Here is a 24,850-nt window from a genome sequence, read left to right as displayed (position 1 = left end):
AGGGGTACCCGCAAAGGCCTATGCTAGCGTCTATCGACCTTTTGGAAATGGGCCTGGCTCTTTGCCTTGGCCTTTCCGCCTTTGTCTGCCTGTTCGACCGCCACGTGGCGCGGGCAACCTGCGCCTTTGTCGTGTTTGCCCTGCTCATGGTGCTCGTTTGGGGGTGGTTGGGCGCGCCCTGGCTCGCCCTGGTGGAGTTCGTGCTGGGTGTACTACTAACCGGCGCTACCCTGTTTTACGCCCTCGGCGCCTTTGGCTATCACCCTCGCTATTTCTCCTTTCACGAACTCACCGTTAGCGATTTATGGCCACGCTTTGGCTTTTTTCGCCGCGTATCCTCGTCAAGCCGCCACATCGATACCTTTCGTGGCCCGGTCAGCCATCGCCTCGCCCGGGCGGTGCTGACCGTGGCCTGGTGTTTCATGGTCGGGGCGGTGCTTCGTCTCGTCATGCCCGGCATGGCCTACGCGCCTTCGGAGCATCCGCTGATGCTGGTGGCGGTGCTGATCGTGGGCACGGCGATGGGCGCCTTCGCCCTGCATCGTCATCGCCTGCGCCGGCTGATTGCCTTCAATGTACTGGGCTCCAGCGTTTTTTTATTGATGACCGGCCTTGCCGGTACCGTTGAAGGCGCCCAGGCGCTGGTCGGCGTGGCGCTGATGATCGCCTGGCTCGGTTCGCTTTTGGGGGCGCTGGTGATTCGAAAGCTACGCGCCCACGAAGGCGAAGCGGACCAGGAAGACCTGCAACACCCGGAGCGCGCGCAATGAGCTGGCGCTTCGGTCTACTGGAAAGTACCTTTACGCCGCTGCCACTTAGCCACTGGGCGCTTTTGTGCGTGCTGTTACTGCCGCTACTGGCGGGGCTTTTAGCGGCGGTTTTTCCGCCCAGGCGGGTGGGTGCGCTGCTCGTCGTCAGCCTTGTCGTGTTGGGCGCCGGGGTGGCGCTAATGGTGGATGCCCAGGCGGCGGGCACTTTGCGCTGGCAGGCCGAGGTGGCGGGGGTGAATCTGTCGCTTCGCTTGAACGGACTGGGCGCGCTTTTGCTGTTGCTCACTCAGTGCGTCGGCGCCGCGGCGGCGCTCTACGCGCCGGGCTATTTGCGCCTGACCGAGGCGGGCCCGAATCAGCGCTGGCTCTGGCCGCTCATGGGGGCCGAGATCAGTGCGCTGTCGCTTTTATGGTTCGCCTCGGATCTGTTGACGCTCTATTTCGCCCTGGAGGTCGTGGGCCTGTCGGCCGTGGCCATGCTGCTGTTATCGAACAAGCCCGCCGCCCTGGAAGCGGGGATGCGCTATTTACTGCTCACCCTGGTGGGGTCGCTTACTTATCTGATGGGGGTGGCGCTCATTCTGGGGGAGTGGGGCCAGCTCGAACTGATGAAGCTGGCCGAGGTGGTCGAGCCCGGCGCGGTCGCTTGGGTGGCGGCGTCGCTTCTTGGCGCCGGGCTTGCTCTGAAAGCCGCGCTTTTCCCATTGCACGGCTGGTTGAGCCCGGTGCACGAGAACGCCTGGACGCCGGTCAGCGCGCTGCACGCGGGGCTGGTCATCAAGGCATCGCTTTATATTCTGATTCTGCTCTGGAGCATTTTGCTGCCCGATACCTTCTGGGCACCGCGATTCATCGCCTGGCTTGGGGCGCTGGCGATCGTCTGGGGCGGGTTGATCGCCTGGCGGGCGGACTCGCTGAAAACCCTGGTGGCCTCGTCCACGGTGGCCCAGCTTGGGTATCTGATGGTCGCCTTTCCACTGCTGCTTGGCCCGGACGTCGCGCCGATTCCCCAGGCACTTGCCTGGCAGGGCTTCTGGCTGCAGTTGATCGGCCACGCCCTGGCCAAGGCGGCGATGTTTTTGGCCGCAGGTAATCTAATTCTTGCTACCGGTGAAAGCTCGCTCAAGGGGCTTGCAGGTACCAGCCGGCATCTGCCCCTGTCGCTTTTGGTCTTCGGGATCGCCTCGATCACGCTGATGGGCTTGCCGCCGAGCGCGGGGTTCACTGCCAAGTGGCTTTTGCTACACGCCATGGTGTTGTCAGGGCAGTGGGTGGCCGTGGCTGCCCTGCTGGCCGGCACGCTATTAACCGCGGCCTACATATTTCGCGTATTTCGTTACTCCTTCGATGAAACGGCCCCGCACCATCGCTACCAGCCGCTAGCGCCGGGCATGGATGTGATCGCTATGGCGCTTGCGCTGGGTGCGCTGGCACTTGGGCTGTTGGCGCATCTGCCGCTGTCGTTATTACACGGGGGTGGTGCATGAATATGGACTGGTTACCGCTGGCGGCTTTGCTGGTGTCGCTGTTTGCCGCCACGATGATCTTTGCCTTGCCGGAAGAGGCCCGCGCGGTTCGAACCGTCATCAACCTGAGCGCTGCCGTTTGCAAGGTAGCGCTGGTAACGCTGATGGTGGGGCGGGTGTGGGCCGGTTATGAAGACACCTTTAGTTTTCAGATTATTGGCGGCATCGATTTCGTGCTGCGGGCCGACGCCCTGGGCGTGATGTTCGCCGGGCTCTCTTCGGTTCTGTGGCTCTGCACCACCATTTACGCGATCGGCTACCTGGAAGGGGCGGCCAACCGTAAGCGCTTTTTCGGCTTTTTCAGCCTCTGCGTGACCAGCACCCTGGGCGTGGCGCTGGCGGGAAATCTGTTCACCTTCCTGATTTTCTACGAGATGCTCACGCTTTCGACCTACCCCCTGGTGGCCCACGCGGGCAGTGCCAAGGCGTTGGCGGCGGGACGGGTGTATCTGCGCTATACGCTCAGCGCCGGGGTCGTGCTGCTTTTGGGCGTGGTGCTGCTCTATAGCCTGACCGGCGATCAATCCTTCGCCTCCGAGCGTGGCCTTACGCGTTATCTCGACGACCACCGCGTGCTTTTGACCGTGATCTTCGCGCTGCTGGTCGGGGGGCTTTCGGTCAAAGCGGCGATCGTGCCGCTGCATGGTTGGCTGCCCCGGGCGATGGTGGCCCCGGCGCCGGTCAGCGCGCTGCTCCACGCCGTGGCCGTGGTCAAGGCCGGGGCGTTCGGCATTTTGCGTATCATCTACGATCTTTACGGCATCGAGCTAAGCGTCGAGCTCGGCGTGACCACGGTGCTGGCGGTACTGGCCTCCTTTACGATCATCTACGGCTCGCTGCGCGCAATTACCCAAAAAGAGCTCAAGCCCAGGCTTGCGTTTTCCACCATCAGCCAGGTGTCCTACGTGGTGCTAGGGGTGTGTTTGGTCGGGCCCTTCGGCACGATCGGGGCGCTGGCGCATCTGCTTCACCAGGGGTTGATGAAGGTGACGCTGTTTTTCTGCGCGGGTATCTACGCCGAGGAGCTCGGTATTCACCGTATCGATGAAATGAACGGCGCCGGCAAGCGCATGCCGCTGACCAGCATCGCGTTTACCGTGGGCGCGCTTGGCATGATGGGGCTACCGCCGACCGCCGGGTTCATCACCAAGTGGTACCTAGGGATTGGCGCGATCGAGGCCCAGATGTACTGGGTCGTGGCGGTGCTGGTAGCCAGCAGTGTGCTCAACGCGATTTACTTTTTACCCGTCGTGTACCGGCTCTGGTTTTGTGAGGGCCCCGCTCACGGGGTGGGCGAGTGGCCCCAGGAGCAGCGCCTGGGGCGGCTGGAGACCCATGGCTGGCTGTTGTGGCCGGCGGTGTTTACCGCGGTGGTGAGCCTGGGCGCCGGGCTTTTGGCAGGGCTGCCGTTTAGTCCGCTGGACTGGGCGACCCGGGTCGCGGTCGGGGAGTATCTGCCATGACGGCGCTCTTTCTACTCGCGCTTGGCTGGCCCGTGGCCGTGGCGGCGGGCGTTATCTGGCAGGCGCTGCGCGTACCTGCAGCGAAGCGCGGCTTTTTTAACGTTTGGTGGCTAAGTGCTGGCTGGCCTGCGCTGGCGCTTGCGTTTGTCGGCGAGGCCCAGTGGAGCTGGTCGGCCTGGATGCTGGGCGGCCACTGGGAGCTCAACGCGCTGAGCCGCGCCTGGCTTGGGTTTACCGCGCTTTTATGGAGCCTGGCGGCGCTGCACGCCCGCGGCTATTTCAAGAGCTCCTTGGCGCGGGCCCGCGAGGGCGAGGCGACAGAGGGCACTCGGCTGTTACGCTTTACGTTTTTCTGGCCGCTGACGTTTTTGGGCAATGCGTTCTTGATCCTTTCCCAGGATATCGCAAGCTTTTACCTCGGCTTTGCACTGATGACCTTTGCGGCTTACCCGTTGGTACTGCACAACCAGGATGCGAGCGCCCAACGTGGGGCGAGCGCCTATATCCTGTTGGCGGTACTCGGCGAGGGGCTGATTTTGGCGGGGCTTCTTTGGGCCGCGGGGGAGTCCCAGGCGACCACGCTTGCCGGGGTGCGCGAAGGGATTCTCGATGCGCCCCAGGGGGCGTGGATGGCGCTTTTGCTGTGGCTGGGGTTTGGCGTCAAGGCGGGGGTGGTGGGGCTTCACGTATGGCTGCCGCTGGCCCATCCGGCGGCCCCGGCCCCGGCGAGCGCGGTGCTTAGCGGGGCCATGATCAAGGCCGGTCTTTTGGGCTGGCTAGTGCTTTTACCGCTGGGCGCCGAAGGCCTTTCCGCCGAGCTCGAAACCCTTGGCGAGGTGATGCTCGTCGCCGGCTTTGCCGCGGCTTTTGGGGCGGCGCTTTACGGCGTGGGCCAGCACCATCCCAAGGCAGTGCTGGCCTACTCGAGCATTAGCCAAATGGGCATGATGACGGCGCTGGTGGCCATGGGCCTGGTCAACGCCGCGCTTTGGCCGCTGTTACTGCCAGGTATCGTACTGTTTGCCGGCCACCACGCGCTGGCCAAGGGGGCGCTCTTTCTGGGCACCAGCATCAGCGAACACCTGCCGCGACGTCCCCCGGTGATTTTATGGCTGGCGCTGGCGTTGCCCGGGCTTTCGCTCACCGGCGCCTTTGGCGCGGGCATCATCAGCAAGTACAGCGTCAAACACGCACTAGAGGAGATGCACCATAGCCAGGTGATCATGCTGTTGACGCTGGCGGCGGTGGGCACCACGGCGCTGGTGAGCGTATGCCTTTGGCGCCAGTGGCAGCAGCGCGGCGAAGGCGGCAGTGACGCCTTCCAACTGGGCGGCTGGGCGCTGGCGATTGCCGGGGCGCTTTTTGTGCCCTGGTGGCTGCCGCTGCCCGAGGGCAGTGTGCACGTACCGGGGCTCTCTTCGCTTTGGTCGCTGGTCTGGCCGTTGCCCGCCGGTGTGCTGGCCGTGGTGGTGGGGTACTGGCTTGCCCGAGTGCTTGGTTTGAAGCCGCTACCGCCCGGGGATCTGTGGTGGATGTACCGCCCCGTCGGCTTGAAAAGCGTGGCCTTTTGTAAGGGCGTGAGTAATAAGATGAAACGGGCGAAGCACGCCAGCGTCGAACGCGCGCTCGCTTTGGAAGCGCGCGTTATGACACAGTTGGTTGAAACCCTGCAAGGCGAGGGATGGATGCGTCGGCACGGCAGCGGCTTGATGATGGCCTTTGCCGTGCTATTGGCACTTTTACTGATTTGGGAGGGCCTGGGATGAGCCGATCACACCAAAAAAGCACGTCCCGGGGCCGGCGCGCCCGCGCCCCCGAGGATATCCCGAAGGTAGGGTTGATGGATGTCGGCTGGCGGGTGATACGCGCCGCCCGGCGCAACCGGCTGACCATGCTGGCGGCGGGGGCGGCCTTCTACGCTTTACTGGCGTTTTTCCCCACCATCGCGGCGGTGATTTCACTGTGGGGGTTGTTGTTCGACCCGCTCGAGGCGGCCCAGCAGCTTTACGAAATTAGCCGGTTCATGCCGCCGGATGCGGCGGGGCTTATGGATCAACAGGCCGAGCAGGTGATCGAGAGCACCGAAATGGGGAACTTCATGGCGGCGATGATTGGGCTGGCGGTCGCCATGTTCATCGCCTCCAAAGGGGTTGCGGTGCTGGTGGTGGGGCTCAACGTGGTGTACGGCGAGAGCGAAAAACGCCCTTTTTTGCACCGCACGGTGCTGCTGACCACGCTGACCTTTGGGCTGATCGTCATGACCCTGGTGTCGCTTGCGTTCATTGCGCTGGTGCCCATGGCGGTGGATTCGCTCACTATCGAACCCCCCGTGGACCGGGTCCTGAAGTGGCTGCGCTGGCCGGCGCTGCTCATTTTGATGAGTGTCCTGATCGCGCTGCTTTACCGTTTTGCCCCCTACCGGCGCAAACCCCGCTGGGAGTGGATCAACTACGGTACGCTGCTGGCGACCGCCGCCTGGCTGGTTGGCTCCGCGGCGCTTTCGCTCTACGTGCGTAACTTCAGCGCTTTCAGCGAGCTTTACGGCTCTTTGGGCGCGGTGGTGGCGCTGATGATGTGGTTTTGGTTATCGGCCTTTACCGTCCTGTTTGGCGCCGAGCTCAACTGCGAGCTCGAGCGCCAAACCCTGAGCGATACGACGGTGGGCCAGCCCCGCCCGTTGGGCGAGCGCGAAGCCTTCGCGGCGGATACGGTGGGGGTGACCAACCCGATGGGGGAGGACCGGAAAAACCAGGATAGCAAGTAGACGCCCGTCACCGGATAGCCATAGCGCCGCCTGTTAGGCGGCGCTTTTGTAGGTGAGGTTTAAGAGATTTATCCAGTTAGCGTGGCGGGCCTTTTATAAAGGCTCTTCTTATAAATGCTCTTTTTATAAAAGTTCTTCGGCGGCCAGCGCCAGGCGCGAGCGCTCGACGCATTTCAAGGTAATGTGTCCGGCGTGGGGCCAGTCGCGAAAGCGCTCGACCACGGCGGCCATGCCGCAGGTGTTGGCGGAGAGGTAGGGCGTGTCGATCTGACCGACGTTACCGAGGCAGACGATCTTGGTATTACGCCCGGCGCGCGTAACCAAAGACTTGAGCTGTTTAGGGGTGAAGTTTTGCGCCTCGTCGATGATCAGGAAGGTGTCGTTCAGGGTGCGCCCGCGCATGAAGCCCGGCGAGCGAATCTGGACCCGGGAGCCGATCAGTTGGCGGGTGGCGCCGTTGTCCCAGCTCGACTCGCCGTCGTCGTTACGCAGAAGGTTGTCCATGTTGTCGTGAAACGCCCCCATCCAGGGCGACATTTTCTCCTCCTCGGTGCCGGGTAGAAAGCCGATATCCTCGCCCATGGGGATCGGCGCGCGGGTGAACACGATGCGCTCGAAGCGCTTGGCGTCCAGGGTTTGCTGAAACGCGGCGGCCAGCGTCATGTAGGTCTTGCCGGTACCGGCGCTTCCGGCGATGGTGACCAGGTCGATTTCCGGGTCCATCAACAGGTTCAGGGTGAAGTTCTGGCGGCTATCGTGGGCGTGTACGCCCCAAACGCCGGCGTGGTGGCGGTAGTTGGTCAGAAGCTGGAGTGTGGCGCTTTTGGGGCCCAGCTCGCGTACGACCGCCTCGAACTCGGCGCCGTTTTCGCTATCCGAGACCAGCATGCCGGTGTGCCACTCGACGGGCATCTCGCCCTTGAGGTGGTAAAAGGTGTGGTGGCCCGCGCGTTCGACCTGGACCTCGACATTGAGCGTCTCCCAAAGCGAAGTACCTTCAAGCCCCGCGTGATCGACGATGCTGGCGCCTTCGATCATGGCGTCGCTGTCCGAGAAGGCGCGGTCGTTGTGGTAATCCTCCACCGGCACCTTGAGCGCGGCGGCCTTGATGCGCAGGTTGATATCCTTGGTGATCAGGATGACCGAGGCGTCCGGACGTTCGTCGCGCAGCCGGCAGGTTTCGGCCAGAATGCGGTTGTCGGCGGTGTCGCTGACTTCGTTTAAAAGCTTGAGATCGTTGTAGCAGAGAAAGTGTAAGCAGCCGCTTTGGCCGCTAATACGCGGGATGGGAACGCCGTTTTGAACTTCCCGGAACGTGACCTGGCTTGTGAGCTCCGAGAGTGTACGGCTGACCTGGCGGGCGGTGCGGGCGATATCACGGATGCCGTTTTTGTGCTTATCGAGCTCCTCTAGAACGGTCATGGGAATGACCACGTCGTGCTCATCGAAATGGTAAAGGGCGGCGGGGTCGTGGATCAGGACATTGGTATCGAGAACATAGAGCCGTTTGGCTTTCTTATCGAGTTTGACCATCGGGGAAGTCGCTCCTGAGTTGACGGCAACATCGACACTGGCAGGGCTTGTTTACGCATCAATGACACTGCCTGTGTTGAGTCTTTCGAGTGTCATTAATCTCCTCTGTGGCTTTTTTATAGAGTGGAAGGCGCCGCTACTTTTCGCCACTCCCGCGTTTCAACGAAACCGGCGCTAAGCTTCGATGGCCAAAAATTGCGCCACTTTGTTAAGCAACACCGTAGCCACCGGCCCCTGGTGCTCGCCTTCGAGCGTGCGGTAGTGGTAGCTCTCCAGCGCAAGCTCGTGGGGCAGGCGGTTGAGCGTACCGGCACTTAACGCCTCGCTCACCAGCAGTGAGGGGAGCAGTGCCCAGCCGGTGCCCTGAATTACGGCGTCGCGAATCAGCTCGAACATGGTCAGGCTCAAGTAGTTGGCGGAAAAAAGCGCTTCGCTGACCAGCTTGTCATCCTGAACGTGGCTCAAACAGATCTGGGTGTACTGGGCCAGGTCATCGCGGCGAACGCTTGGCAAGCGGCTCAGCGGGTGGTGCGGGGCGGCGACCAGGCGCATGTCCACCGGCGCCAGGCTCTGCGCATTTAAAACTACGCTTGGCGCGGCGTAGAGCCCAAAGGCGATATCCACGGTTTGGCGGGCGATCAGCGCGTGGTGGGCCTGGGGCGGGGCCAGGTAAACAGAAATGGCGGTGAGCGGATAGCGCGCCTTGATGTCGTGCATCACGTTTTGCCAAAAGGTTTCGGGCAGGGCGTCGTCCCGGGCGATACAGAGCTGACTTTCAACGCCCAGGCGTTGCTGCTGGCAATATTTGTTGATCCGCCCGGCGCTGGTCATCAAGCGGTAGCAGTCGGGCAGAATGCTTTCCCCCATGGGCGAAAGCGTAAGGCTATTGCCGGAGCGCTCGAAAAGCGCCACGCCCAGGTGGTCTTCCAGCGCGCTCACCATGGCGCTAAGCGTGCTGCGTTTCATACCGGTATGGCGGGCGGCGCCGGCAAACGAGCGCTGCTCGGTGACCTCGATAAACGCCTGGATCTGTTCGATTCGCATGGATGCCCCGTCGAGTGCCAAATATATTGGCGCTGAGCGATTGGTAAGTGCTGTTCTTGGCGCCTATTATGGCGCACCTTTCACCCCTTATTGGATGGTTTTCGCGTGTCTTCCTCAACGCTCGAGCGCCGTGCGCTCAGATTTTCGGCGCTCTCTGCTTCGCTCTTCGCGTTTGCCGGGCTCTTTATCGGCTTGGCCTCCGGCTCCATCACCATTTTATTCGACAGCGGCTACTCGCTACTCAGCCTGGTGCTGGCCTCGCTTTCGCTGGTGGCACTGGGTCATGCTCAAAAGCCCGCGGATGAGCGCTACCCCTTTGGCCGGCTGACCGTGGAGCCGCTGGCGGTGCTGCTCAAGGGCGTGGTGATTGCGCTGGTATGCCTGTTCTCGCTGGTCTCGGCGCTTTGGAGCCTTTACCGGGGCGGGCGTATGGTCACCCTGGATTTGGCGCTGCTGTTTGGCCTGGCCAACGTGGCGGGGTGTCTTTTTACCTGGTGGCGGCTTGGCCGCTACGCCCGGGGGCGGCATTCTTCGTTGATGGCCGCGGAGCTCAAGCAGTGGCAGATGGACACCTGGCTAAGCGGCGCGGTGCTGATCGGGTTCATGCTCACCTTTGGGCTCACCTATACCCCTTGGGCAAGTTATGCCCGCTTTGCCGACCCGGTGATGGTGCTGGTGATCGTCGCCTACTTCATGCCCATGCCGGTGAAGATGGTGCGCGGCGCGCTCAAGGAGCTGATGTTCGGCGAGCCCGGCGGTGGTATGCGCCAGGAGCTTGCGCGCCATGTCGCGGATTTCGATGTGGCAGAGCGCGACGTACGCCTGGCGCGGGTCGGTAATTTTCTCATGGTCGACATTCAGCTTGAAAAAGCGCAGATCGACGACGCCGAGGCAATCGTCGAAAGCGTGACCCGCCACTGCCATTACCGCCAGCTGCGCCCGGTCACCAGTATCACGCTGGTGACTTAAGCGGTACTAAAACGATTGACGCTTTTGAAGCGCGGTGGTATCTAGCCCTACCGGTAATTACATCGGAATTTAGAGGGTTTCAATGACATGCTACTTTGCCGCTTTCTACCCGCGCTGCTGGCTACCCTGTTGGTAGCGGGCTGCGCCAGCTCCACCGTCGCGCCCCGCTATACGTCGAGCAACCCGGATATCATGCGCGTGGGCGGCGAGCGCCCCTCCAACCCCGACCCGCGCACCGAAGACCTGGGCTCTTATTGCCTGGAAAGCACCGAGCGCTGGAACGAGCAGGGCCGCACCCCGGATGGCCAGACCCTGTGGGCCAAGGACACGCTGCGCAAGGTCGTGCCCTGCCAGTAGGCCCTGGGCTTGTCGAAAAGCGGCGCCCGGCACTTCAATGCCGGGCGCCGCTTTTTGGGTTTAATCGCGCTTTTTTTCGGGTTTGCCTTTACGTTGGGTGCTGGCGAAGTCTTCGAGTTCTTTTTCGCTCATGGAGTCGTACATCTCTTTGGACGAACCCACAAGCTCACCTGGTTTCGTTTCACCGCGCTTGGCCGAAAGGGCCGCGCCCGCCGCTTTTTGCTGCGCTTTCGATTTTGCCGGCATGCCAAGCTCCTTTTAGATAGTCCTTTGGGATAGTCCTTTGAAATAGTCCTTTGGGATAATCCTTTTGGACAGGGTATTCGTGTGCCTTCGTTATAACGCTTTGCTAAAGTTTAGCAGCGCTTTATCGCCCCGCCAGATGTAGGTGCTAAACGCCAAAACGGTCACTACTGAAACGATACGAGAGTTCCATGACGCCAGCGATCAACACCGCCAAAAAAGCGGGCATCGATTTCGACATCCATGAGTACAGCCACGAAAGCGGGACGGCCTCCTACGGGCTGGAAGCCGCGGAAAAGCTGGGGGTCGACCCGGCGCAGGTGTTCAAAACCCTGGTGGTGGAGCTCGATGGCAAGACCCTGGCGGTGGCGGTGGTGCCGGTCACCCATCAGTTGGGGTTGAAGCAGGTGGCCAAGGCGGCCGGGGCCAAGAAAGCGGCCATGGCAAGCCCGGAGGCGGTGGAGCGCGCGACCGGCTACGTGCTGGGTGGGGTGAGTCCGTTGGGTCAGAAAAAACGCCTGGCGAGCTTTATCGACGACTCCGCCCAGCGCTTTTCGCGTATCTACGTCAGCGCCGGGCGGCGCGGGCTCGAAATCGCCCTGGCGCCGGAGACGCTTGCCAGGCTTTGTCAGGCGCGCTTTACAGCGCTCGGCGTATAGCGCGAGGGCAAACGAGGCCGCTTTCTGGTATGGTGCCCGTTAAGCGTATTACCGGCGCCGCCTTGCCCATGAGCAAGGCGCTTTCGCCCATTTCAGGAATTTTTCGTGGCCGATACTTCTTTTGCCTCTCTGGCACTGCCCCCCGCTCTTATCGATAACCTGGCGTCTCTGGCGTACCACGAGATGACGCCGATTCAGGCGCAAAGCTTGCCGCCTATGCTCGAGGGTCGCGATGTGCTCGGCCAGGCCAAAACCGGCTCGGGTAAAACCGCCGCGTTCGGCCTGGCGCTGCTCGCCCAATTGCGGCTCGAACGCTCACACATTCAGAGCCTGGTGCTTTGCCCCACCCGCGAGCTTGCCTACCAGGTGGCCGAGGCGATTCGCGGGCTTGCCCGCACGCTTGCCAACGTCAAGGTGCTCACGCTTTGCGGCGGCGCCCCCTTTGGCCCGCAGCTTGCCTCCCTCGAGCACGGCGCGCACATCGTGGTGGGCACGCCCGGGCGCATCGAAGAGCACCTGCGCAAGGGCTCGCTAAGCCTGGATGGGCTGTCCACGCTGGTGCTGGACGAAGCCGATCGTATGCTCGATATGGGCTTTCGTCCGTCGATCGATGCGATCATTCGCGCCACACCTGCCGACCGGCAGACACTTTTGTTCAGCGCAACCTTCCCGGATGAGCACGCCGGCGGTGAGCTTGCCGAGATGACCCGAGGGGTGCTGCGCGATCACGTCAGTGTGGCGGTCACCGAGACCCACGACGACACTACCATCGAGCAGCACTTTTTTGCCGTTAACGGCGAACGAGCGCGCATGAAAGGGCTGGTGGATCTGCTGCTTCACTACCGGCCGACCACCAGCGTGGTGTTTTGCAACACCAAGCGCGAAACCGATCAGGTCGCCGAGGAGCTAAGCGACGCGGGCTTTAGCGCCGTGGCGCTGCACGGTGATCTGGAGCAGAAAGACCGCGACCGGATTTTGGTGATGTTCGCCAACCAGAGCGTGTCGATTCTGGTGGCCACCGACGTCGCCGCGCGCGGGCTCGACATCGCCAAGCTCGACGCCGTGTTCAACTACCAGATTGCCCGCGAGCAGGGCGTGCATGTCCACCGGGTCGGGCGCACCGGCCGCGCCGGAGAGAGCGGCATTGCCGCCACCCTGGTCGCCCCGGAAGAGCACTACCGCCTCGAGCGCCTCGGTGAGTATCTAAGCGAGGTGTTCACGTTAGAGGCACTGCCCAAACCCCGCCAGCAAACCCCTTTCGAGCCCGCCATGGCGACGCTTCAGCTAAACGGTGGCAAGAAGGACAAGCTGCGCCCCGGCGATATTCTCGGCGCGCTGACCGGCGAAGGGGGGCTGCGCGGGGACCAGGTTGGCAAGATCAAGGTACAGGCACGCAGTGCTTTCGTGGCGGTCGACCGCGAAGTGGTCAATAAAGCGCTTGGCAAGCTCGAGCGCGATAAACTCAAGGGCCGCGCCTTTCGCGTACGCCGCCTTTAGCATGAATGTATTGAACGCTTACGTATTCTCCACGCACGCATCCGCCATCAGGAGTGACCGCCGCACGTTATGAAGATACCCAAACGATTACAGCCTCTGGTCGACGACGGCCTCGTGGAAGAGGTGCTGATGCAGTTGATGAGCGGCAAGGAAGCGCAGGTGTATGTCGTTCGATCCAGCGGTGAAAAACGCTGTGCCAAGGTCTTTAAGGAGGCCAAGCAGCGTAGCTTCAAGCAGGCCGTTCAGTACCAGGAAGGGCGCAAGGAGCGCAACAGCCGCCGGGCGCGGGCCATGGCCAAAAAGACCAAATACGGCCAGAAAGAGCAGGAGCAGGCCTGGCTCTCCGCCGAGGTCGATGCGCTTTACCGGCTTGCAGGCGCCGGCGTACGCGTTCCCCAACCCTACGGTTTCGTCGATGGCGTGCTGTTGATGGAAATGATCACCGATGCCAACGGTGATGTGGCCCCGCGGCTGGGCGATGTAGCGCTGAGTGAAGAGCAGGCGATTGCCTATCACGCCAAGGTGATCAACGACGTGGTGCTGATGCTGTGCGCCGGGCTTGTCCACGGCGATTTATCCGAGTTCAACGTGCTGGTCGATGGCGAAGGCCCGGTGATCATCGACTTGCCCCAGGCGGTGGACGCGGCGGGCAACAACAGCGCCGCCGCCATGCTCGAGCGCGATGTGAACAACATGCGCGCCTATTTCGGCCGCTACGCCCCGTCGCTTTTAGAGACCCACTACGCTAAAGAGATGTGGGCGCTTTATGAGGCCGGCAAGCTGACCCCGGATAGCCAACTGACCGGCCACTTCGAGTTCGATACCCACCTGGCCGACGTAGGCGAGCTTATGGACGTCATCGACGACGCCAAAGAAGAGGAGGCCGAACGCCAGGCACGCCTTCGCGACGACGATGGGGACGACGACGGCTACCCGTACTGACCTTGCGCTATTAACCTTACTTCGCCGCCAAAATGCTAAGCTGGAGCATTGTTTAGCGGGTTAACGAAGGGCGCGGTAGCGCTTGGGGTGGCGAAGTGAAAGGGATGACGATGAGCAGGCGCACGGCACGCGCGTTGGGGATATCGCTGGGTGCCGGGGTGGTGGGCGGTGTGCTTTTTCAGCTCACCGGCCTTCCGCTTGCGTGGATGCTGGGGCCGCTGACCGCGAACCTGCTGCTCTCGTCCCGGGGCGTTCACGTGGCGGTACCCGAGGGGCTTCGCAACGTGTTTTTGGCGGTGATGGGGCTGGTGCTGGGCAGCCAGGTCACGCCGCAATTGGCCCACCGCGTGGGGGATTGGCCGGTCTCGGCGGTACTTTTGTTACTGGGGGTGGCGGCTTCCACGGCGGTCGCGGCGCGCTGGTACCGCCGCTGCGGGTTCGATTCGACCAGCGCCTGGTTCAGCGCCGCCCCCGGGGCCATGACCGCGATGATTCTACTCGGCGACAAGGCCGGCGGCGACCCGCAGCGCATTGCGCTCGCCCAGTCGCTGCGGGTCATTTTAGTGATTCTATTTCTGCCGCCGCTGTTTTGGGTCTCCAGCGGCAGCGGCGAAAGCCCGGGCGGCGTCGATGCTGCGCTGACCGACGGCTGGATGCTGCTGTTGATCCCGCTTTTGCTGCCACTGGGGCGCTGGATGCGCCTGCCAAGCGCAGCGCTGCTGGCGCCGCTTTTGGCCGCCGCGGTGCTCTCGGGGTTCGATATCGCAAGTCTTACGCTCCCCGATGGGGGCATGAATGTGATGCTTTGGGTGCTGGGTAGCGCGATCGGCTCGCGCTTCAAGGGCCTGACCGGGCGTACGCTCGGGCGTTATCTGTGGCAATCCGGCGTGGCGACGCTGGCAGCGTTAGCCGTGCTGGCCGTCTTCGCTGAACTGATTCATCAGTTGTTGGGCGTAGGGCGCGACGTGGCGTTTCTGGCGCTGGCGCCGGGCGGCATAGGTGAAATCGCCATTCTCGCCGTGGCGCTGGATATCGACCCGGTGTTCGTTGCCTTTCATCATCTTTTACGCATGATCACGCTGATGATCGTGGCGCCTTTCTGGGCGCGTTTTTTAATGCGCCGCTAATAAAGCCGTGGCAGGAGTCACGTTCGGTACTTTTAAATCCTGGGCTTTAAGGGCTATCCATAAGGGCTATCCATAAGGACTTTCCATGCTCGCTCGCACGCTGAAATCGCTTTTTCACACCTTTGAAAGCCGTGTGAACCCGTACCCGGAAGGCGCGCTCGAGACGCCGCCGAAGGGGCTTTTGCCGTTTATCTGGCACTTCTCAAAACCGATCTGGCCGCTGCTTTTGGTGATGTCGCTGGTCACCGGCGCGGTCTCCGCCGCCGAGGTGTTCTTTTTCAGCTACATGGGCGAGCTGGTGGACTGGCTGGGTAATGTCGAGCGCGCCGGGTTCTGGCAGGAAAACGGCCTGTGGCTTGCCGGGGTGGGCCTGGTGGTCATCCTGGGACTGCCGCTTTTGGTGCTCTTGCAGTCCTTGATTACCCACCAAAGCATCTTCGGCAATTACCCGATGATCGGCCGCTGGCTTTCGCATCGTCATATGCTCAGCCAAAGCCTGGCGTTCTACCAGGACGAGTTTGCCGGGCGCGTCTCGCAAAAGGTGATGCAGACCGCACTGGCCATTCGCGAGACCGTCACCAAGGTGATGGACCTGATGGTCTACGCGCTGGTCTATTTCACCGGTGCGGCTTTCTTGTTGGGCCGCGCCGACCCCTGGCTCTTGCTGCCGCTGGGGCTCTGGCTTCTCGGGTATCTGGGCATCATGCGCTACTTCGTGCCGCGCCTTCGCGATGTCTCCATGGCCCAGGCCGATGCCCGCGCCGAGATGACCGGGCGCGTGGTCGACAGCTACAGCAACATTCAAACCATCAAGCTCTTTGCCGATACCGTGCGCGAGCAGCGCTACGCCAAGGACGCCATGGAGGGGTTTCTAACCACGGTGCACCGCCAGATGCGCCTGGTGACGGTGATGAGCGTGTGCCTGACGCTTTTAAACACGATGTTGCTGGTGGGCATTGCCGGTATGGCGATCAGCGCCTGGTATCTGGAGGCGATCTCGCTCGGGGTGCTGGCCATCGCCATCGCGCTGGTGATGCGCATTCGCTTCATGTCCGACTGGATTCTTTGGGAAGTCGCCGGGCTTTTCGAGAACATCGGTACCGTGCAGGACGGCATGAACACCATCGCCCAGGCGCCGAGCATCAATGACGCCCCTGACGCTGCGCCGCTCGAGGTGCCCCGCGGCGAGATCGTATTCGATGCGCTCACCTTCCACTACGCCCAGGCCCAGGGCGAGCACAAGACCGTGTTCGACGGCTTCGATCTGACCATCAAACCCGGCGAGAAGATCGGCCTGATCGGGCGCTCCGGGGCCGGCAAGTCCACGCTTGCCAACCTGCTGCTGCGTTTTTACGACCTGCAGGGCGGGCGCATTCGTATCGATGGCCAAAACATCGACGAGGTCACCCAGACCTCGCTTCGCCACCAGATCGGCATGGTGACCCAGGACACCTCGCTTCTGCACCGCTCGCTCAGAGACAACATTCGCTACGGCAGCCCCGAGGCCAGCGACGACGACGTGTGGCGCGCGGTTTGCCGCGCCCACGCGGATACCTTCATCGATGACCTGGTCGACCCTTCCGGTCGGCGCGGCCTGGATGCCCACGTCGGCGAGCGCGGCGTAAAGCTCTCCGGCGGCCAGCGCCAACGTATCGCCATTGCCCGGGTGCTTCTAAAAAACGCGCCGATTCTGGTGCTCGACGAGGCGACCTCGGCGCTGGATTCCGAGGTCGAGGCGGCGATTCAGGAGCAGCTCGACGCGTTGATGGAGGGCAAGACCGTGATCGCGATCGCCCACCGGCTCTCCACCATTGCCATGCTGGACCGGCTCATCGTGGTCGACCAGGGCCAGCTGGTGGAAAGCGGCACTCACCAGGAGTTGCTCGATAAAGGCGGTATCTACGCAAGGCTCTGGCAGCGCCAGTCCGGCGGGTTCCTGGCCCAGGAGTTGGACGAGGGCCTTGATCTGAACCAGGATGCCCCCACCTCATTCCCATACACGGATCAAGGAGGTCGTCATGAAAACGATTAAGTTACAGGCACCGGGCGGTTTGGATAAGCTCACGGCCGTTGACGGGGCGCCTGCGAAAGCGCCTCAAGCCGGAGAAATCAAGGTGCGCCTGCACGCAAGCTCGCTCAACTTCCACGACTACGCGGTGGCTGCGGGCATGATCCCGACCGACGACGGGCGCATTCCGATGTCCGACGGCGCCGGTGTGGTAGAAGCCGTGGGCGAAGGCGTCGAGGAATTCGCCGTGGGTGATCGGGTGGTCTCCACTTTCTTCCCGACCTGGCTCGAAGGCCCGGCGCGGGTCGATAACTTCGCCACTACCCCAGGCGATGGCGTCGATGGCTACGCGCGGGAAGAAGTGACCGGCCCGGCCAGCGGCTTTACCCATCAACCCGAAGGCTACAGCCACGCGGAAGCTGCCACGCTCACCACGGCAGGCCTGACTGCTTGGCGGGCGCTGGTAGTGGACGGCAACATCAAGGCCGGCGACACCGTGCTGGTGCTGGGTACCGGCGGCGTTTCCATCTTTGCGCTGCAGTTTGCCAAAATGATGGGCGCGCGGGTCATTGCGACGTCCTCCTCCAACGAGAAGCTCGAACGCCTGCGGGAAATGGGCGCCGAGCACACCATCAACTATAAAGAGACGCCGGAGTGGGGCAAGGAAGTCCAGGCGCTGACCAACGGTGAAGGCGTGGACCATATCGTCGAAGTCGGCGGGCCGGCGACGCTACCCCAGTCCATCGAGGCGATCAAGATTGGCGGTCACATGGCGCTGATCGGCATTCTGACCGGGCGCGAAGGCGATATTCCCACCGCCAAGCTGATGGCCAAGCAGGCTACGCTCAAGGGCTTGATCGTGGGCAGCCGCCGCGACCAGATCGAGATGATTCGCGCCATCGATACCGCGGGCATGCGCCCGGTGATTGATCGCGAGTTCGGTCTTGAAGAGATCGCCGAGGCGTTTCGCCATCAGGAATCCGGCAAGCACTTCGGCAAAATCTGCCTGACGTTCTAACGCCGCCGGAGATGGGCTAACCCCCGCTTTAAAACGATAAATCCCTGCACGCCGTAAGGCGTGCAGGGATTATTTTTTGGCAAGGCCCGCCATGCGGGCGAATGCCGGATCAGGCGCTGTGCGCGGTCGGCTCGGTGGTACGGCTATACACCACGCCCTTGACCTCGAGCTCCATAATGTCCTCGTAGGGATGCACCACGCCTTCGATATCGCCAGGGTCCCCGGCGGTATTATTGATCAGCGCTTCGGGAATCACTTTCACGCCTTTGATACCCGCGTGCTGGATCCGCGCGCTAAAGCGGCTGCCCTGGTGGTCGATCAGCACCCGCTCGCCCGCAATACACTTGGTGAGCTTATCGTGAAGCTCTCTTTGATTAACCGGAACAACGCTCATTGCGACCTCCCGTTTAGCACTGCCCCCAGCGCCCGCCTCGTCGCATGAGGCTTGCGGCTCGAATCCGGGGTAATGGCTGCGTTGGTGAGCTTTTACGTTACCTCCAAGCTAAGACCGTTGCGCCTTGGTTAAGTTCGATAAGCACCGCTTTAGCGCTTTTGCCGTGCTACTCTTTACGGTCGATACAGTCACTTGAGACGTTATATGGCGAAGCGTTCGGAAAATGCTGCTCACCCGCTGGGCGAGGTCGTCCAACTCGAAGCGTTTTCCACCCCGGAGAAAACCCAGCACTCGAGACGCCAGCGCTACCTTCGCGCCGCCAAAACCTGGCTGACCGGCAAGCGCGCCGCCGAGCGTCAGGCGATCGAGGAAGAAAAGCTTCGTAAACTCCCGGAAGTGCGCTTGGCGCATTTGGTGCCGCCCATCGATTGGTCCCGGGCTGCCCGCGCGCTGGACGCCGTCATTACCGCCGAGTATGCCAGCGAACCGGTCGTTTTTTTCATTACCCCGCCTTTTGGTGGCCACGGCGACGTGGCCGCGCACTGGGCGCGGCTGCACGCTATAGATACCTGTGCGGCGCCGAGCATCGAGGCGCTACTCGACGGCGATAGCAGCTGGATGGCGCAGTTCGACGGCAAATCCCGCTGGGTGCTCCCTGCTTTACAGCACTGTTTTTTGCGCACAAGCCAAGGCATACAGGGCGTGCGCGCGTTGCTGGAAAGTGCTCTGGCCGGACAGCTCGGGCGGGGCGTGATCGGTTGCGATAGTTGGAGCTACGCCTATTTAAAACACGTGGTGGGGCTCGATAGCGTACCGGCGCTAACGCTTCAGGCCGTGGAGGGCGAGCAGTTGGCCGAGTACTTTCTGGGCGAGGGCCAAAACGCGCTGACGGTCTACAGTACGCGCACCGGCAAGCCGGTTTCCAACCAACGGCGCGACAAGCGAAGTGCCAAAAGCAAAAGCGAGCTACAGTACCTGGCGGCCTACTGCCGGGGCCACCTGGGCGTGGCGTGGTACTACTGGCGCGAGCGACTGCGCGAGCCTGTTTCAAGCACCGGCGACGATAACGAACTTTGGCTGATCGACGCCCTCGACGAGGCCGAACTGACCAACGATACCGGCGACGTAGCGATTCTGGTCCTTCATGCGCTTTTGATTCATGGCGGCTTGAACGACGCGGCACTTGCCGCGGTACTGCCGTTCTCCTACCACGAGACCCTCAATGCCCGGCTCACGCTGACGCGCCTGAAGGTGCTGGGTGAGCATCAGGGGCGCTGGCAGGTGGCCCCCTTGAGCTATGCAAGCGTGCGCGAACTGCTGGTATCGCGAAATTATCTGGTGGATGCGCTATAGCGTACACGCAGGTGAGTGTTTAGGAGAGATTCCAGGAGAGACCCATGGAAGAGCGCAAACAGTACGCCAGGTTATTCAACGATATCGATACCCCCGCGATCCTCACCGTACTGGCGATTTTGCTGGCCACGGTGCTGTTGATCGTTTTAAGCCAGCGCGGGCTCAACTGGCTGGCGAACCGGCTTCACGGCCAACTGCGTTTTCGCGTCTTCGCGCTGGTCCCGCTGACCAGGCTGTTGATTTTGATCGCGGCCATCGTTTTGATCGTGCCGATCGTCATCGACCCTTCGCTTCGCAACATGGTGACGCTTTTCGGCGCCATAGGCCTGGCGGTGGGGTTTGCGCTCAAGGACTACGTGAGCAGCCTGATCGCCGGGGTGGTGTCGGCGGTAGAGCTTCCCTATCGGCCCGGAGACTGGGTGCAGATCGAGGATACCTACGGCGAGGTCAAGCATGTGGGGATGCGCACGGTGCATATCCAGACCCCGGACGACGATCTGGTCTCCATGCCGCACCTCAAACTGTGGGAGACGCCGGTCTATAACGCCAATAACGGCGGGCCCACGCTTCAGTGCGTAGCGAGTTTTTATCTCTACGTGGAGGAGCAGGCCGGCTGGGTGCGCCAGGCGCTGAAGGACGTGGCGCTGACCAGCGCCTACCTCAAGTTCGAAGCACCCATCACCATCGTGGCCGAGGAGAAGCCCTGGGGAACCCACTACCGCATTCGCGCCTACCCGGTCGACCCGCGCCAGCAGTTTCTGTTCATCACCGACCTTACCGTTCGCGGCAAAAAAGTGCTGAGTAAGGCCGGCGTCCAATCAGCGCTGCTGCCGCCGGATACTGCGCTTGATTCCAGCGGCGAAATGGCTGGAGCGCCGAGCAAGCCGCGCGGCTAAGCGCGCGCTTTAAGCGTCCTGCTCGGGTAGCTCCGCGCTGTGAAAGACGTTCTGCACGTCGTCCAGGTCGTTGAGCATATCCAGAAACTTCTCGAACATCACCGCATCGTCGCCTTCTAATGGGGTGGTGGTCTGGGGCAAAAACTGGATCTCGTCCGCTTCGAAATCGATCTCGCCAAAGGCGTCGAGCAGCGCCTGCTTGGCCTTGGCGTATTCGGTGTGCGGGGCGAAGACGGTAATGTGCGCCTCTTCCTGCTCGATATCGGTGACATCCACATCGGCTTCCATCAGCGCTTCCAGCACCGCTTCCTCGTCCTGGCCCTGAAAGGCGAAGATCGCGCAGTGATCGAACATGTGGCTGACGCTTCCGGGCGTGCCGATCTTGCTCTTGGTTTTGGTGAAGCAGCCGCGCACGTCGCCGAAGGTGCGGTTGGCGTTATCGGTCAAGCACTCCACGATCACCATGGCGTTGCCGGGGCCGAAGCCTTCGTAGCGGGAGGTGGAAAAATCCTCGCCACCGGCGCCGTTGGCTTTGTCCAGCGCCTTGTCGATGACGTGCGAGGGCACCTGGTCTTTCTTGGCGCGCTCCATCAACCCCCGCAGGGCGAGGTTGCTGTTCGGGTCGGTGCCGCCGGATTTGGCGACGACATAAATTTCGCGCCCGTACTTGCTGTATACCTTGGTCTTCGCCGCGGCCGTTTTGGCCATTGACTCTTTACGGTTTTGAAACGCCCTACCCATGTTAACGTCCTTTCGTCGCCTAAAGCCGCCTGAACGTCAGGCGCTATGTTCGTCCGAGCTATGTCCATCAAAACAGGATTCATCAGAGCACTGTTCATCAGAATACTGTTCATCAGAACGAGGTTCATCAGAGCACTGTTTATCAAAAGGGAAAAATTTTACCCAACAGGGTACCATGCTAAAAGCGTTATTTAAGGGCAAGCGTGACGTGTGTCGGCGCTCGACGACAATTCTTCGGAAAAAAAGATGCAGCTATCCTTATGGCTTTCGCTGGCGGCGATATGCGTGATGGGGGCGATGTCACCTGGGCCGAGCCTGGCGCTCGTGCTACGTCATACGCTGGGCGGCGGGCGTATCAGAGGCGTCACCGCGGCGCTCACCCACGCGTTGGGCGTGGGCTTTTACGCGCTGCTCACGGTGCTGGGCCTGGGTGCGCTGATCGCAAGCCACCCCCAGGTGTTTCAGTGGATCACCTGGCTTGGGGCGGCCTACCTTGCCTGGCTTGGCATCAAAGCGCTGCGGGCGGGCAGCGCCGGGGTGCTGTCGCCGGCGCTGGCGGCCACGACCCAGCGCCAGGCGGTCAAAGAGGCGCTGTTGGTGGCGCTTTGTAATCCCAAGCTTATTTTGTTTTTCGTCGCGCTGCTCAGCCAGTTCGTCACCCCGCAGATGGGCTTTGACGCCAAGGCGATCGTCGTGATCACGGCGATGGTGATAGACGGCGGCTGGTACTTGCTGGTGGCGCTAGGGCTTTCCCACTCTTCGATACTGCCCTGGCTTCAGCGCTACTCGCACTGGGTCAATCGCGTCACCGGTATCTTTTTGATCGCCCTGGCGCTTCGCGTGGTGGCCGGGCCGCTGGTCTAAGCGGAAGGGGGCCGTGTTCTGGCTTACATGGTCTTCCCGCCTCGATCATGATACACAGTGATTCAGATATATAAGCAGGGGCTTGTGATGACGATTTTCGAGCAGGACTGTTACACCCATCAGGGCCAACCCTTCAACCTGCGCGCGCTGCAAGGACAGGTGCTTTTGGTGGTCAACGTCGCCAGTCAGTGCGGCTTTACTCCGCAGTTAAAAGAGCTCGAAGCGCTCTACCAGCGCTACCGCGACCGCGGCTTTACCGTGCTTGGCTTTCCCTGCAACCAGTTCGGCCGCCAATCGCCGGAAGGCGCGGAGGCGTTTTGCCGCCTGGGCGAGGAGCGCTTCGGCGTGCACTTTCCGCTGATGGAGAAGGTCAAGGTGAACGGCCCGGACGCACACCCGCTGTTCGTTCAGCTAAAAGGGCAGGCGCCGGGGCTTTTGGGTACCCGGATGATCAAGTGGAACTTCACCAAGTTTCTGGTCGACCGCGACGGCCAGGTGGTGGCCCGGTTCGGGCCCAAGGAGCACGGCTACCCGCTGCGCCGGGCGCTCGAAGCGGCGCTGGATAAAAGCCCCACCGCTTAGCGAGGGCGGGCTACACCTGGCCGCGCGCGACCATCAAACGGTTCATCAGTGCTGCCCAGCGGTGGCGCACCATCATCGTGGTCAAGCCCGAGAATAGCGCCCAGCTCTTGCGCCGCCAGCCAGTCAAACGCAGGTTGTGCGACACCAGCTGCTGCATCAGCTTGCGATCGTCGAACTGACGCCACTCGCTGGCGATGGAGAGCTGGTGGCGCGCCATCACCGGGGCAAGCTCCAGGCGAAACATCCACTCGAGCTCCTTGAACGACATCGTGTGCGCCTCGATGACCTCGACCATGTTCGCGTAATCGCGCTCGCCGGGCTCGCGGTCGAGCCATAACGGGGCAAGCGCTAGCCACAAATCGCCGCGCTCATCCACTAACTGCTGTGCATTCATCAAGCGTTCATCACTCTTTTTTAGCCGCCTTATCGGGGGTGTCGCATTCATTGCGTATCCTGACGCTAATGGACGCGAAGCTCAAGGGCGGACAGCGCCGGTCGAGACGGATAGAATAGGCGCTAACGCGGCGGCGCTGCCCGCTGATGAACGCCCATTTTCGATAAGGAGATCCTTCGTGATTATCAAACCCAAAGTACGCGGTTTTATCTGTACGACGACCCATCCCAAGGGCTGCGAGCAGAACGTGCTCGAGCAGATCGAAGCGACCAAAGCGCGCGGTTTGGATAAAAGCAAAGGCCCCAAAAAGGTTCTGGTGATCGGTGCCTCCAGTGGCTACGGCCTGGCGGCGCGCGTGACCGCCGCCTTCGGCTATGGCGCCGATACGCTGGGCGTGTTCTTCGAAAAACCGGGCAGTGAAAAGAAACCCGGCACCGCCGGCTGGTACAACAGTGCCGCCTTCGACAAGTTCGCCAAGCAGGAAGGCCTTTATAGCAAGGCGATCAACGGCGACGCTTTCTCTCACGAGGCTCGCGAAAAAGCCATCGAACTGATCAAGCAGGACCTGGGCGAGGTGGATCTGGTGGTTTACTCGCTGGCATCCCCGGTGCGCAAAATGCCCGATACCGGCGAGCTCAAGCGCTCGAGTTTGAAACCGATTGGTGAGACCTACCGCGCAACGGCCATCGATACCAATAAAGACGCCATCATCGAAGCAGAAGTCGAGCCCGCCACCCAGGCCGAGATCGACGACACCATCACCGTGATGGGCGGCGAAGACTGGGAACTTTGGATGAACGCCCTTAATGAAGCCGGCGTGCTCGCCAAGGGCGCCAAAAGCGTAGCGTTTAGCTACATCGGTACCGAGATCACCTGGCCGATCTACTGGCACGGCGCGCTTGGCAAGGCCAAGGAAGATTTGGACCGCGCCGCCACCGCCATCGACGACACGCTAAGCCAAAGCGGCGGCGGGGCGAACGTGGCAGTGCTCAAGTCCGTGGTCACCCAGGCGAGCGCCGCGATCCCGGTCATGCCGCTCTACATCGCCATGGTCTATCGCATCATGAAAGAGCAGGGCCTGCACGAAGGTACCATCGACCAGTTGAACCGCCTCTTTGGCGAGCGCCTCTATGCCGATTCCTCTGTCGACAAAGGGCTCGACGACATGGGTCGTTTCCGGCTCGACGACTGGGAGCTTCGCGACGATGTTCAAAAAGCCTGCCAGGATCTCTGGCCGGAAGTCACCAGCGATAACCTTTTCGAAATTACCGACTATGCTGGTTACAAGCATGACTTTTTGAAATTGTTTGGCTTTGAGCGCACCGACGTCGATTACGACGCCGACGTTAACCCGGAGGTCGAGTTCGACGTCGTATCGCTTTGACCGTAAGCCCCGGCGGTTAACGAAAGGCGGGCGCCCTTTATCGAAAAGAGGGTGAGGCAAGGGGCGCCCGCCCGAGGAAGGCGAGTATGGATACCGAAGAAAGCAGCACGCCCGGCGAGAAAAAAGAACACGTACTGGGCCAGCGTGTCCCCGAAAAAGAGCCTCAAAAACCCGCCCACCTGCAGCCCGAAGCCAAGCGCTCCTCCAAGGGCTTGCATAAGCTTTTGCCTATCGTCATCACCGTGCTGGCCGTCGTGCTGGCACTGGTGATCATTCTGGGAATCGTCAACGGCGGCTAATATTTTAACGCGCTCTGCGTATC

At 61.8% G+C, this 24,850-nt stretch carries 25 protein-coding genes; 19 read left to right on the top strand and 6 right to left on the bottom strand.

Features of this window, described 5'->3' with window-relative positions; genetic code table 11:
• The first annotated feature begins 20 nt into the window (after positions 1–20).
• From ACWHVV_RS13055 to ACWHVV_RS13035, 5 genes are read left to right on the top strand one after another with little or no spacing between them, the layout of a single operon-like run.
• Positions 21–770 carry a DUF4040 domain-containing protein gene (locus ACWHVV_RS13055; protein WP_447529490.1) on the top strand — a complete coding sequence of 250 codons (750 nt, stop codon included), beginning with the start codon at positions 21–23 and terminating at the stop codon, positions 768–770.
• Entirely contained in the window at positions 767–2,257 is a 1,491-nt protein-coding gene (locus ACWHVV_RS13050) for a complex I subunit 5 family protein (RefSeq protein WP_447926627.1), read from the top strand. Before ACWHVV_RS13055 ends, ACWHVV_RS13050 begins: the two co-directional genes overlap by 4 nt.
• A complete protein-coding gene (locus tag ACWHVV_RS13045) occupies positions 2,254–3,759 on the top strand; it encodes a proton-conducting transporter transmembrane domain-containing protein (RefSeq protein ID WP_447926626.1) in 1,506 nt (501 codons plus the stop codon). The genes ACWHVV_RS13050 and ACWHVV_RS13045 overlap by 4 nt, the downstream gene beginning before the upstream one ends.
• Positions 3,756–5,525 (top strand): proton-conducting transporter transmembrane domain-containing protein, encoded by a 1,770-nt coding sequence (locus ACWHVV_RS13040; protein ID WP_447926625.1) that lies wholly within the window; start codon positions 3,756–3,758, stop codon positions 5,523–5,525. Before ACWHVV_RS13045 ends, ACWHVV_RS13040 begins: the two co-directional genes overlap by 4 nt.
• Entirely contained in the window at positions 5,522–6,523 is a 1,002-nt protein-coding gene (locus ACWHVV_RS13035) for a YihY/virulence factor BrkB family protein (protein ID WP_447926624.1), read from the top strand. The genes ACWHVV_RS13040 and ACWHVV_RS13035 overlap by 4 nt, the downstream gene beginning before the upstream one ends.
• A gap of 123 nt (positions 6,524–6,646) precedes the next feature.
• Here ACWHVV_RS13035 and ACWHVV_RS13030 read toward each other — a convergent pair whose 3' ends face one another.
• Positions 6,647–8,056 (bottom strand): PhoH family protein, encoded by a 1,410-nt coding sequence (locus tag ACWHVV_RS13030; RefSeq protein ID WP_447926623.1) that lies wholly within the window; start codon positions 8,054–8,056, stop codon positions 6,647–6,649.
• Positions 8,057–8,230: 174 nt separating this feature from the next.
• Entirely contained in the window at positions 8,231–9,100 is an 870-nt protein-coding gene (locus tag ACWHVV_RS13025) for a LysR family transcriptional regulator (protein WP_447529484.1), read from the bottom strand.
• 105 nt (positions 9,101–9,205) lie between these two features.
• Here ACWHVV_RS13025 and ACWHVV_RS13020 point away from each other — a divergent pair, with 105 nt between their 5' ends.
• Positions 9,206–10,069 (top strand): cation diffusion facilitator family transporter, encoded by an 864-nt coding sequence (locus tag ACWHVV_RS13020; protein ID WP_447926622.1) that lies wholly within the window; start codon positions 9,206–9,208, stop codon positions 10,067–10,069.
• A gap of 87 nt (positions 10,070–10,156) precedes the next feature.
• On the top strand, positions 10,157–10,426 hold the full coding sequence (locus tag ACWHVV_RS13015; RefSeq protein WP_447529482.1) for a hypothetical protein: 270 nt from the start codon (positions 10,157–10,159) through the stop codon (positions 10,424–10,426).
• Between the two features lie 60 nt (positions 10,427–10,486).
• On the opposite strand, the gene ACWHVV_RS13010 is transcribed toward ACWHVV_RS13015, so the two are convergent.
• Entirely contained in the window at positions 10,487–10,672 is a 186-nt protein-coding gene (locus ACWHVV_RS13010) for a DUF3008 family protein (protein WP_447926621.1), read from the bottom strand.
• A gap of 188 nt (positions 10,673–10,860) precedes the next feature.
• Between ACWHVV_RS13010 and ybaK the strand changes: the two genes are divergently transcribed.
• From ybaK to ACWHVV_RS12980, 6 genes are all read left to right on the top strand, one after another.
• On the top strand, positions 10,861–11,328 hold the full coding sequence (gene ybaK / locus ACWHVV_RS13005) for a Cys-tRNA(Pro) deacylase (RefSeq protein WP_447926620.1): 468 nt from the start codon (positions 10,861–10,863) through the stop codon (positions 11,326–11,328).
• A gap of 105 nt (positions 11,329–11,433) precedes the next feature.
• Complete coding sequence (gene dbpA, locus ACWHVV_RS13000; protein WP_447926619.1) at positions 11,434–12,825, top strand: ATP-dependent RNA helicase DbpA; 1,392 nt, start codon at positions 11,434–11,436, stop codon at positions 12,823–12,825.
• Positions 12,826–12,894: 69 nt separating this feature from the next.
• Positions 12,895–13,767, top strand: a complete 873-nt coding sequence (locus tag ACWHVV_RS12995) for a PA4780 family RIO1-like protein kinase (RefSeq protein ID WP_447926618.1) — start codon at positions 12,895–12,897, stop codon at positions 13,765–13,767.
• A 110-nt stretch (positions 13,768–13,877) separates the two neighbouring features.
• A complete protein-coding gene (locus ACWHVV_RS12990) occupies positions 13,878–14,894 on the top strand; it encodes an AbrB family transcriptional regulator (protein ID WP_447926617.1) in 1,017 nt (338 codons plus the stop codon).
• 85 nt (positions 14,895–14,979) lie between these two features.
• Complete coding sequence (locus tag ACWHVV_RS12985) at positions 14,980–16,926, top strand: ABC transporter ATP-binding protein (protein WP_447926616.1); 1,947 nt, start codon at positions 14,980–14,982, stop codon at positions 16,924–16,926.
• A complete protein-coding gene (locus ACWHVV_RS12980; RefSeq protein ID WP_447926615.1) occupies positions 16,913–17,920 on the top strand; it encodes a zinc-dependent alcohol dehydrogenase family protein in 1,008 nt (335 codons plus the stop codon). The genes ACWHVV_RS12985 and ACWHVV_RS12980 overlap by 14 nt, the downstream gene beginning before the upstream one ends.
• 109 nt (positions 17,921–18,029) lie before the next feature.
• Here the strand turns inward: ACWHVV_RS12980 and ACWHVV_RS12975 are convergent, their stop codons facing one another.
• Positions 18,030–18,314, bottom strand: coding sequence for a hypothetical protein (locus tag ACWHVV_RS12975; protein ID WP_447529474.1), 285 nt, complete (start codon positions 18,312–18,314; stop codon positions 18,030–18,032).
• A gap of 204 nt (positions 18,315–18,518) precedes the next feature.
• Here ACWHVV_RS12975 and ACWHVV_RS12970 point away from each other — a divergent pair, with 204 nt between their 5' ends.
• Positions 18,519–19,667 carry a hypothetical protein gene (locus tag ACWHVV_RS12970; RefSeq protein WP_447926614.1) on the top strand — a complete coding sequence of 383 codons (1,149 nt, stop codon included), beginning with the start codon at positions 18,519–18,521 and terminating at the stop codon, positions 19,665–19,667.
• A gap of 44 nt (positions 19,668–19,711) precedes the next feature.
• Positions 19,712–20,563: a mechanosensitive ion channel family protein gene (locus ACWHVV_RS12965; protein ID WP_447926613.1), complete on the top strand. Its 852-nt coding sequence runs from the start codon at positions 19,712–19,714 to the stop codon at positions 20,561–20,563.
• 9 nt (positions 20,564–20,572) lie between these two features.
• On the opposite strand, the gene ACWHVV_RS12960 is transcribed toward ACWHVV_RS12965, so the two are convergent.
• Complete coding sequence (locus ACWHVV_RS12960) at positions 20,573–21,304, bottom strand: YebC/PmpR family DNA-binding transcriptional regulator (RefSeq protein WP_447926612.1); 732 nt, start codon at positions 21,302–21,304, stop codon at positions 20,573–20,575.
• Between the two features lie 246 nt (positions 21,305–21,550).
• On the opposite strand from ACWHVV_RS12960, the gene ACWHVV_RS12955 reads away from it, so the two are divergent.
• Both ACWHVV_RS12955 and ACWHVV_RS12950 read left to right on the top strand, forming a co-directional pair.
• The gene (locus ACWHVV_RS12955; RefSeq protein ID WP_447926611.1) at positions 21,551–22,168 is read left to right on the top strand and encodes a LysE family translocator; all 618 of its coding nucleotides are present in this window, start codon (positions 21,551–21,553) and stop codon (positions 22,166–22,168) included.
• Positions 22,169–22,255: 87 nt separating this feature from the next.
• Positions 22,256–22,750, top strand: a complete 495-nt coding sequence (locus ACWHVV_RS12950; protein ID WP_447926610.1) for a glutathione peroxidase — start codon at positions 22,256–22,258, stop codon at positions 22,748–22,750.
• Positions 22,751–22,760: 10 nt separating this feature from the next.
• Here ACWHVV_RS12950 and ACWHVV_RS12945 read toward each other — a convergent pair whose 3' ends face one another.
• Positions 22,761–23,144, bottom strand: coding sequence for a DUF7079 family protein (locus ACWHVV_RS12945; protein ID WP_447896176.1), 384 nt, complete (start codon positions 23,142–23,144; stop codon positions 22,761–22,763).
• Positions 23,145–23,322: 178 nt separating this feature from the next.
• On the opposite strand from ACWHVV_RS12945, the gene fabV reads away from it, so the two are divergent.
• Positions 23,323–24,528 carry an enoyl-ACP reductase FabV gene (gene fabV / locus ACWHVV_RS12940; RefSeq protein WP_447926609.1) on the top strand — a complete coding sequence of 402 codons (1,206 nt, stop codon included), beginning with the start codon at positions 23,323–23,325 and terminating at the stop codon, positions 24,526–24,528.
• Positions 24,529–24,614: 86 nt separating this feature from the next.
• Positions 24,615–24,827 carry a hypothetical protein gene (locus ACWHVV_RS12935; protein WP_447926608.1) on the top strand — a complete coding sequence of 71 codons (213 nt, stop codon included), beginning with the start codon at positions 24,615–24,617 and terminating at the stop codon, positions 24,825–24,827.
• The last annotated feature ends 23 nt before the right edge of the window (positions 24,828–24,850 follow it).

The organism is Vreelandella sp. EE27, from assembly GCF_968206495.1.
The sequence above is the reverse complement of the archived record's forward strand: the minus strand, read 5'-3'. Positions and strand labels throughout refer to the sequence as shown.